The 9,011-nt window shown below is 60.1% G+C and carries 7 protein-coding genes and 1 pseudogene; 6 read left to right on the top strand and 2 right to left on the bottom strand.

Features of this window, described 5'->3' with window-relative positions:
* Nucleotides 1-737: pseudogene (locus ACIREA_RS19835) on the bottom strand (hypothetical protein); the annotation flags it as partial.
* 173 nt (nucleotides 738-910) lie between these two features.
* On the opposite strand from ACIREA_RS19835, the gene cphA reads away from it, so the two are divergent.
* The 6 genes from cphA to ACIREA_RS19805 all read left to right on the top strand — a co-directional run bounded on the left by cphA (nucleotide 911) and on the right by ACIREA_RS19805 (nucleotide 8,047).
* Nucleotides 911-3,517 carry a cyanophycin synthetase gene (gene cphA, locus ACIREA_RS19830; RefSeq protein WP_397384077.1) on the top strand — a complete coding sequence of 869 codons (2,607 nt, stop codon included), beginning with the start codon at nucleotides 911-913 and terminating at the stop codon, nucleotides 3,515-3,517.
* Nucleotides 3,518-3,591: 74 nt separating this feature from the next.
* Complete coding sequence (gene plsY, locus ACIREA_RS19825; RefSeq protein WP_397384076.1) at nucleotides 3,592-4,242, top strand: glycerol-3-phosphate 1-O-acyltransferase PlsY; 651 nt, start codon at nucleotides 3,592-3,594, stop codon at nucleotides 4,240-4,242.
* Complete coding sequence (locus ACIREA_RS19820) at nucleotides 4,239-5,240, top strand: NAD(P)H-dependent glycerol-3-phosphate dehydrogenase (protein ID WP_397384075.1); 1,002 nt, start codon at nucleotides 4,239-4,241, stop codon at nucleotides 5,238-5,240. The genes plsY and ACIREA_RS19820 overlap by 4 nt, the downstream gene beginning before the upstream one ends.
* A 7-nt stretch (nucleotides 5,241-5,247) precedes the next feature.
* Nucleotides 5,248-6,108, top strand: a complete 861-nt coding sequence (locus ACIREA_RS19815) for a class I SAM-dependent methyltransferase (RefSeq protein WP_397384074.1) — start codon at nucleotides 5,248-5,250, stop codon at nucleotides 6,106-6,108.
* A 39-nt stretch (nucleotides 6,109-6,147) separates the two neighbouring features.
* Nucleotides 6,148-7,068 (top strand): ABC transporter permease, encoded by a 921-nt coding sequence (locus ACIREA_RS19810; RefSeq protein WP_397384073.1) that lies wholly within the window; start codon nucleotides 6,148-6,150, stop codon nucleotides 7,066-7,068.
* Nucleotides 7,061-8,047, top strand: coding sequence for an ABC transporter permease (locus tag ACIREA_RS19805; protein WP_397384072.1), 987 nt, complete (start codon nucleotides 7,061-7,063; stop codon nucleotides 8,045-8,047). Before ACIREA_RS19810 ends, ACIREA_RS19805 begins: the two co-directional genes overlap by 8 nt.
* 1 nt (nucleotide 8,048) lies before the next feature.
* On the opposite strand, the gene ACIREA_RS19800 is transcribed toward ACIREA_RS19805, so the two are convergent.
* A partial coding sequence (locus ACIREA_RS19800; RefSeq protein ID WP_397384071.1) for a DNA polymerase occupies nucleotides 8,049-9,011 on the bottom strand: 963 nt, incomplete at its 5' end.

Below are 9,011 nucleotides of genomic sequence, written 5' to 3'. Positions count from 1 at the left end.
CGCGCCACCACGAAAGTTTTTCCCCAGTTCAGCGCCCAGGTCAGCAGCGCAGCCAGCGCCAGTTCGGTGATGAAAACATAGACCTTCCGCACCTGCACCAGTTCGGTCTGGCTTTGCAGCGGGATGAGCACGTCGTCCACCAGAGACATGGTGAGCCACGGCGCGATCATTTGCGCCCCGGTGCTTGCCATCGTCAGCACCAGCCCGAGAAACAGCAGCCGGTACCATGGACGGGCAAAACTCAGCAGGCGCAGCAGCGGCTTTCCGGGCGGAATGGCCTCATCGTCAATTTCAGCGGCAAAGATTTCCTCTTCATCGTCCTCTTTTTCATTGTCGCCATTTTCGGCTCCAGTCGCCTCACCGCTCGGGGTTCGGCATTGCTCACGGAAACGGGCCAGAAAGGCCTCTGCCTGACGCAGGCAGCCGGAAGTCACCCGCCACTGGCCGAGGAGCGTGCCGTTTCCCATCAGGTGCAGCGCAATGGTCGCGCCCATTTCCTCCAGTTGGAACTCCTGCAGATCTGCCAGCTTCCAGGCGACGAAGCGCGGCTGGCTCGTCCCCTCAGCCTCAAAATGCAGCAGGCGGGTGTTGGTCAGCACGATCAGTCCATGCCGGAAATGCAGTCCTGCATCCAAATCCGTCATCAGACGGGCGATTATACGCTCACCGGATGCCAGTTTGGACTCGGCATGCTGAAGCAGGAGTTCGGGAAGGTCTTGGAAAAGTGGACGCGGCAAAATGGAGGCGGATCGTGGAACCCGCCGAAAGTCCGATGTTACCGGTGCTTGTCAAACTGGGGCGGTTATTTCCCCAACGTGGCGCAGGAATGCCAAAGCCATCTCATTTCATGCCGATGTTTCCCTTGACCTCCCGCAGCTATGTGGACAATTCCGCGCTTTCCTTTCCTTGCTTGCCTAACACTGCCCCATCTAGCGAACTCCGCTCCACCATTGTTCGCAAAATCCTTGCGCTGCGCGGCCCGAATCTGTGGGCGCGTGAGACGGTTCTCGAATGCAAGGTGGAGTTCCCCGAACTGACCGACCACGTCACAAACTGGCGTTCTTGGCTGCTCTCCTGGCTGCCGACACTGGAAGCGCAGCTCAGCGAAACCAGTTCGACACCGCAGGCGGAGGCCCTGGCCGTCCTGCTGCAGTCCATCACGCTTCATTTGCAAAGCCGCTCCGATCTTCAGGTGAGCTTTGGCAAGGTGATGCCCACCTCCCAGCCGCTGACGTATCGTATAGTCACCCAGTTTGATGATGAATCCGTCGCCCGTGCTGCCTTCGAACTCGCCCGGCGTTTGATCGACGCGGCGCTCTTTGGCCAGACCATGGACGTCAATGCGGCCATCACGGAACTCAGCGAGCTCGCTCAGGAAGTATGCCTCGGGCCTAGCACCCGGGCCATGGTGGACGCCGCACGTCTACGCGGCATCCCGGTGCTTCGTCTCACCGAAGGCAGCTTGGTTCAGCTTGGCTGGGGCTCAAAACAGAAGAAAATCCTCGCCGCCGCCACCAGTCAGACCAGTGCGATTTCTGAAGACATCGTGCAGGACAAGGACTTCACCCTGCGAATGCTCAATGAGATCGGTCTGCCAGTTCCGCAGGGCCGCCCTGTGAAAAATGCGGACGATGCCTGGGCCGCTGCCAACGAAATAGGCCTCCCCGTTGTCGTTAAACCTTTGGACGGGAACCAGGGACGTGGCGTCGCTTTGAATTTATACACCCGTGAGCAGGTGGCCACCGCCTATGCTGCCGCCCGCGAGGAAAGCCGGTCGGTCATTGTGGAGCAGTTTGCCGAGGGGGAGGACTACCGCGTGCTCGTCATCGGACGTGAACTCATCGCCGTCTCCCGCCGTTATCCTGCGCATGTTATCGGTGATGGTGAGCACACCATCCAGGAACTCGTTGCCGAAAAGAATCGTGATCCCCGCCGTGCTGCCGACCACGCCGCCGCCCTGAGCCGCATTCGCATTGATGCCGTCGCCATGGCCGTGCTCGCCGAGCAGGGCGTCACCCCTGAATCGATCCCTGAAAAAGACAGGATGATCCTCATCCGCCGCAACGCCAACCTAAGCACCGGTGGTACCGCCGTGGACTGCACCGCCGAGGTTCATCCCACGATCTGCGCTGCCGCTGTCGAAGCTGCGCAGATGGTCGGCCTCGATATCTGCGGTCTCGACATGATCGCGCCCGACATTACTCAGCCCTTGAGCGCGCGTAATGGCGTCATCATCGAGCTCAATGCGCGTCCGGGACTGCGCATGCACCTGTATCCTTCGGAAGGCGAACCGCGTCCCGTGGGCAAGGCGGTGATCGACACCATGTTTGCACCCGGCTGCCGTGGGCGCATTCCCATCGTCGCCGTGACCGGCGTGAATGGCAAAACCACCACCACACGCTTCATCGCCCATTTGCTGACGCAAAACCAATGGCGCGTGGGCATGACGAGCACCGATGGTGTCTTCGTCGGGTCTCGGATGATCGACAGCGGCGACTGCAGCGGCCCCAAGAGCGCCCGCAGCGTGTTGTCCTACCCGCTGTGTGATGCTGCCGTGCTGGAAACCGCCCGTGGTGGCATTTTGCGCGAAGGTCTGGCCTTTGATCACTGTGACGTCGCTGTCGTCACGAATATCGGAGCTGGCGACCACCTTGGCATCAATGACATCGACACTCCGGAGCAGCTGGCTGAGGTGAAGCAGTGCATTGTCGCCGCCGTGCCTGCAGACGGTACCGCCGTGCTGAACGCCGCAGATCCGCTCGTCGTGAAAATGGCGGAGACCTATCCCCGCAAGACCATCTTTTTTGCTCTGGATGCCGAAAATGCCATCATCGTCCGCCATCGCATCCAAGGAGAGCGCGCCATTTACGTGCGGGATGGGAACATCGTCCGCGCCACCGGCCCGAACGAGGATGTGTTCATGCCGTTGAGTGAAATCCCGCTCACCCATGGTGGGCGCATCGGCTTTCAGGTTGAAAACACCCTCGCCGCCGTGGCGGCTGCATGGGCGCTTGGCATGCAAGACGACCTCATTCGCCAAGGGGCGCGCAGCTTTGTCCCCAGCCTCGATCAAAATGCCGGTCGTTTCAACGTGCTCGATCTGAAAGGCATCACCGTCATCGTTGATTACGGCCACAATGTGGATGCCCTTCGTGCGTTGCTCGACGGTTTGCGCCAGTTTGACAATGCACGTCGCATTGTCGTTTACAGCTCCGCCGGAGATCGCCGGGACAGCGACATCATTGAACAAGGTCGCATGCTGAGTGCCGAATTTGATGAAGCCTGGCTGTACGAAGGCGACTATGTGCGTGGTCGGGAATCGGGTGAGATCATGAAGCTTCTCGCCACCGGCTTGGAAAATGCCCCGCGCACCCGCCGCGTTGAGTCCATTCTCGGCCATCTCAAGTCGGTCGATCTGGCCCTTGAATCCGCACAGGCGGGGGATTTGGTCATGATCCAGGCTGATACGGCGGATGAAACCGTGCAGTATCTCAAAGAAAAATACGGTGCAAAATGACATCCGGCGTTTTCGGCCTGATGAAATGCTTGCCAGAGCACGCTGAATTCGGCTACTAGGAGCCTGATCAAGCCATGACGACAACCACCGCCACACTCCTCAGCATCGCCTGCGGCTATCTTTGCGGCTCAGTGCCCTTTGGTTACCTCGCCGGTCGCTTGAAAGGCATCGACATCCGCCAGCACGGCAGCGGCAACATCGGCGCCACCAATGCCATTCGCGTTCTGGGAAAAGGGATCGGCATTCCAGTGTTCATTCTCGACATGCTCAAAGGCTGGCTGCCTGTCTGGCTGGCGGCAGGCTGGATCGCCCAAACGGGAGCTGCTCCTGAAATGATCTCCGTAGGCAAGGTGCTGACCGGTTTCGCTGCCGTTATCGGCCACATGTTCACCTTCTGGCTCGGCTTCAAAGGCGGAAAAGGCATCGCCACCACGGGGGGCGTCCTGGCAGGCATCTCACCTGTGGGGATGCTCGGCGGCTGGATCGGCTTTCTCACTTTCCTCTTCGCCTTTCGTTATGTCTCGCTCGGTTCACTGGCGGCGGCTGTCGGTGTGCCTACCGCGATGGCTGTGCAAATGTGGCGTGAGGGGCATTGGGACTTTGTATTGCTCGGCTTTGGCATCGTGGTGATGATCCTCGCCTTCATCCGGCATCGCTCCAACATTCAGCGCTTGATTGCAGGCACGGAGAGCAAGGCCTTCACCAAAAAGAAGCCGCAGCCATGATTCAGTCCGCCACAGTCATTGGCGCCGGCAGCTGGGGCACCGCACTTGCTGCAGTGTTGTCCTGGCGCGGGTTGAACGTGCAGTTCTGGGGGCGCGATTCAGACTTGATGGCGCAGATCCGCGACACCCGCCGCAATGTCCGCTACCTGCCCGATCTGGAACTCCCCTCCCAGGTCACCGTCACCGCTGATCTGGATGCTCTGCAACCTGCGGACATGCTCGTGTTTGTGATTCCTTCCAAGGCGATGCGTGGCACGGCGGAACTCGTCGCTCAAAGCTTGGCGGCCTCCAAGGCGCGGGTGCTGGTGTCCTGCTCCAAAGGCATTGAACTCGAAACCGGCCACCGCATGAGCCAGTTGATCGGTGAATCCATCCCTGGCGTTCCTCTGGCGGTGCTGACCGGCCCGAATCACGCCGAGGAAGTGGCGCGTCAGCTTGCCACCGCTGCCGTCGTGGCCTGCGCAGATGATGAAATCGCCAAGGCGGTGCAGGCCTGCTTCACGCTTCCGTTCTTTCGCACCTACACCACCGACGACATCATCGGCGCCGAATGGGCCGGTGCGATGAAGAACCCCTATGCCATCGCCTCGGGAATCGCCCATGGCTTGAAACTCGGAGACAACACCCTCGCCGCACTCGTCACACGTGCGCTGGCTGAGATGGTGCGCCTCGGTGTTGCCGAAGGCGGCAAGGTGGAGACTTTTTATGGTCTTAGTGGCGTGGGAGATCTCGTGGGCACATGCTATTCGACTCACAGCCGCAATCACCGCGTCGGCGTCATGCTCGGGCAAGGCCGCCCATTGGATGAAATCATCGCCAGCACCCGCATGGTTGCCGAAGGCGTGCTGAACACTGCCAGCATGCACCGTGCCGCGCAGGTGCGAGGTGTCCGCATGCCGTTGCTCGACGAGATCAACGCCGTCCTTCATCAAGGCAAATCCCCCAAGGAGGGAATGAAGGCCCTGCTTTCACGCGATCCACGGCCCGAGGCCGACTAAATTTCCCATGGCTGATTCAAACGGTTACGAACTTCTCGACAGCGGCTCATTTCAAAAGCTCGAGCGCTTTGGCAGCGTTGTGCTCTCACGGCCCTGCGCGCAGGCGGTCTGGCAGCAGACATTGGCCAAGGCCGACTGGCAGAAAGTGACCGCTACTTTCTTCCGCGACGGTGGCAATCAATGGCGCGGCCGCGACAATCTCCCCGAAACATGGGCCATTGAGGTCGATGGCACCAAGTTCCAGCTCAGTTCGACCGATTTCGGCCACCTCGGCATCTTTCCCGAGCAGCGTGACCAATGGCGGCGCATCCGCGAAGTCTGCACGGAGTACGCCAAGCGCCACAACCGCCCCGCGCGGGTGCTCAATCTCTTCGCCTACTCCGGCGGCAGCACGCTGGCAGCAGCGCATGCCGGGGCGGAGGTCTGTCACGTGGACGCTTCCAAAGGCATGGTTGATTGGGCGCGCAAGAATGCCGCCATCAATGGCCTCGAAGAAAAACCAATCCGCTGGATCGTGGATGACGTGACCAAATTTCTGGAGCGCGAACTCCGGCGTGACCGGCAGTACGATCTGCTCATCCTCGATCCGCCAAGCTATGGCCGTGGTGCCAAGGGGGAGGTCTTCAAAATCGAAAACGACCTGCCGCCGTTGCTCTCCCTGCTCGGCAAACTCATGTCACCGGAGCCGCTCGGCGTGCTGCTGTCCTGCCACACGCCAGAACTGACGCCCATCTCGCTGCATCACCTCCTCAAGCAGCAGTTTGGTCGCAATGGCGGTAAAGTGGAGCATGGCGAAATGCAGCTCCGTGGTGCGCCCGGCGTCCTGCCCCTGCCCAGCGGCAGCTTTGCTTGGTGGCTGGGTGATTGAGCATTCGACATTCAGCCTTCGTCGTTCGACATTTCCGCGATGCTTCCGTTCCTTCTCCGCCGCGCCTTCAGCAGCGTGATCGTGATCTTCTGCGTGATCTCGATCACGTTCGTGCTCGCACGGATCACGAAAGGCGGGCCCTTTGACAAGGAGAAGGAACCACCGCCACACATCAAGGAAGCACTGCTCACGCGCTACAAGCTCAATGGCACCGTGTGGGACCAATACACCGCCTATGTCGGCTCTCTCGTGCGCTTTGACCTCGGCCTCTCCACCCGCTATCGCGACTGGCGTGTCTCGGAACTGCTGCGGCAAAAGATGCCAAATTCATTCGCGCTGGGAACGCTTTCCTTCCTGATCGCGAGCTGTGCAGGTGTTTTTCTCGGCAGCCTGGCCGCAATGAAGAAAGACACCTGGATCGACCGCTCGGCCATGTTTGGCGCACTGCTCTCCATTTCCATTCCTTCCTTCATCAGCGGACCGTTCCTGATGGCTATCTTCGCGCTCTGGCTTGGCTGGCTGCCAGTCGGCGGTTGGGGCACGGTGTCGCAGATGATCCTGCCCGCGATCTGCCTCGCAGCGCCCTACATCGCCTACGTCGCACGCTTGATGCGCAACAGCCTGCTGGATGTGTTGAAAAGCGACTTTCTGCGCACCGCCCGCGCCAAAGGTCTCACCGAAACACAGGCCGTGGCCCGGCATGCCATCAAAGTGGCCATCCTGCCCGTTATCACCTTCCTCGGCCCGCTCGCGGCGCATCTGCTCACCGGTTCGATGATCGTCGAGAGCGTCTTCAACATCTCCGGTGCCGGCATGATCTTCGTAAACTCTATCCAGAACCGCGATGTCTTTTTGCTCGGTGGCGCTGTCATCGTTTACTGCGTGCTGCTTGTGCTCTTCAACCTGTTCGTGGACGTGATCTACACGCTGCTGGACAAACGCATCAAACTCTATGCCTGAAGCCGCCGCTCCAGCATCCATCGCGCGGCCGGACGGCTGGCAGGTATTGAAGCGCAACCGCGCGGCACTCATTGCGCTCGGTTTTCTCGTGGGCCTGTCGCTCATCGCCATTGTCGTGCCGCTGCTGCTGCCGGATGAACTGAAAGCCACCAGCAGCGCCTCGTTTGTGCCGCCTATGCAGCATGCCGCGGAAACCCATGTCACACATGTTCTCGGCACGGATGTGAACGGACAGGACATGCTCTACCGCCTGCTCTCCGGTGCCCGTGTGTCACTCGGCGTTGGATTGGTCGGTGCACTGATCAGTCTCTGCATCGGCACGCTCTACGGCATGATCAGCGGCTATGCAGGTGGTCGGATCGATGGCGTGATGATGCGCACGGTCGAGGTCCTCCAGTCCGTGCCACGTATCCTCTTCATCATGATCCTCATCGCCGCCTTGGACGACTATGTGAAGGAATGGATCGACGGCTGGCGTCTCGCCGCGCAGGCGCGCAATTGGACGGATCTGGCTGCCAACATCAGCGAGGTGAAGGCCTACTCCAAGGTGTTGGTGATGATCGTGTCTCTTGGTCTCGTTGAATGGCTCACCATGGCGCGCATCGTGCGCGGTCAGGTGCTCGTGTTGCGAGAGATGACCTTTGTCACCGCCTCGCGCGCGATGGGCCAAAGTCCCGGTGGCGTGCTGCGCAGGCATTTGCTGCCGAACCTCAGCACCATTATCCTCACCTACCTCACGCTCACCATACCCGCCGTCATCCTCGACGAATCCTTCCTTAGCTTCCTCGGTCTCGGCATCGAAGACCCCGCCGCCAGCTGGGGCTCCTTGCTCAAGGATGGCGCGCAGGTCATCAACCCGCTCGAAAGCAAATGGTGGCTCCTCGTTTTCCCCGCCCTCCTCATGTCCGCCAGCCTCCTCGCCCTCAACTTCCTTGGCGATGGCTTGCGCGATGCGTTTGATCCGAAGAGTGGGGATTAGTTCAATGCGCCTGCAGCCAGTTTAGCCCCGTTCCTGCTTCAACTTCCACCGGGACACCTTCGAGCGGCAGCGCGTTCTTCATCGCATCGAGAATAATTGTCCGCGCCTGCTCCACTTCGTTCTCAGGCATCTCAAAGAGCAGTTCATCGTGAACCTGCAATAGCATGCGGGTTTGCAAACCTGCTTTCGTCAGTGCGGCATCGACGTTGATCATCGCGAGCTTGATCATATCTGCTGCAGTGCCCTGGATGGGAGTATTCATGGCAACACGCTCAGCCGCACCGCGCACCGTGGCGTTGCCGCTGGTGATGTCGCGGATGGTGCGACGGCGACCGGTGAGTGTCTCGACATATCCGCACTGTTTGGCATCCTCGACGACCTTTTCCATGAAATGCTTCACGCCGGGGAACTGCTTGAAGTAGTTTTCAATGATGGTGGCAGCCTCACCGCGTGGAATGCCAAGACGCTGGCTCAGGCCGAAAGCGGAGATGCCGTAGATGATGCCAAAGTTGACCATCTTGGCGGTGCGGCGCATCTCGGGCAGCACACCGTCGAGTTCGACACCATAGACACGGGCGGCGGTGGCCTGATGAATGTCGAGCCCATTGGCAAAGGCTTCGATCATGGCCTTGTCACCGCTGAGGGCCGCCATGACGCGGAGTTCGATCTGCGAATAATCGGCGCTCATCAGCACCCAGCCTTCCTCGCCGGGGACGAATGCCTTGCGGATCTCACGGCCAAGGTCGGAGCGGATGGGGATGTTTTGCAGGTTCGGATTGCTCGATGCCATGCGGCCGGTGGCGGCCATGAGCTGATGAAACGTCGTGTGAATGCGGCCGGTCACGCGTGAAACGGCATGCGGCAGTGCTTCGACATAGGTGTTGTTCAGCTTGGTCACCTCACGGTAGTCGAGGATGTCCTGAATGATTGGGTGCAGGCCCATGAGTGACTGCAGGACCTGCTC

This window comes from Prosthecobacter sp. (assembly GCF_044373815.1).
Classification (GTDB): domain Bacteria; phylum Verrucomicrobiota; class Verrucomicrobiia; order Verrucomicrobiales; family Verrucomicrobiaceae; genus Prosthecobacter.
Note: the sequence above shows the minus strand (reverse complement) of the source record. Positions and strands in the feature narration are given on the sequence as shown.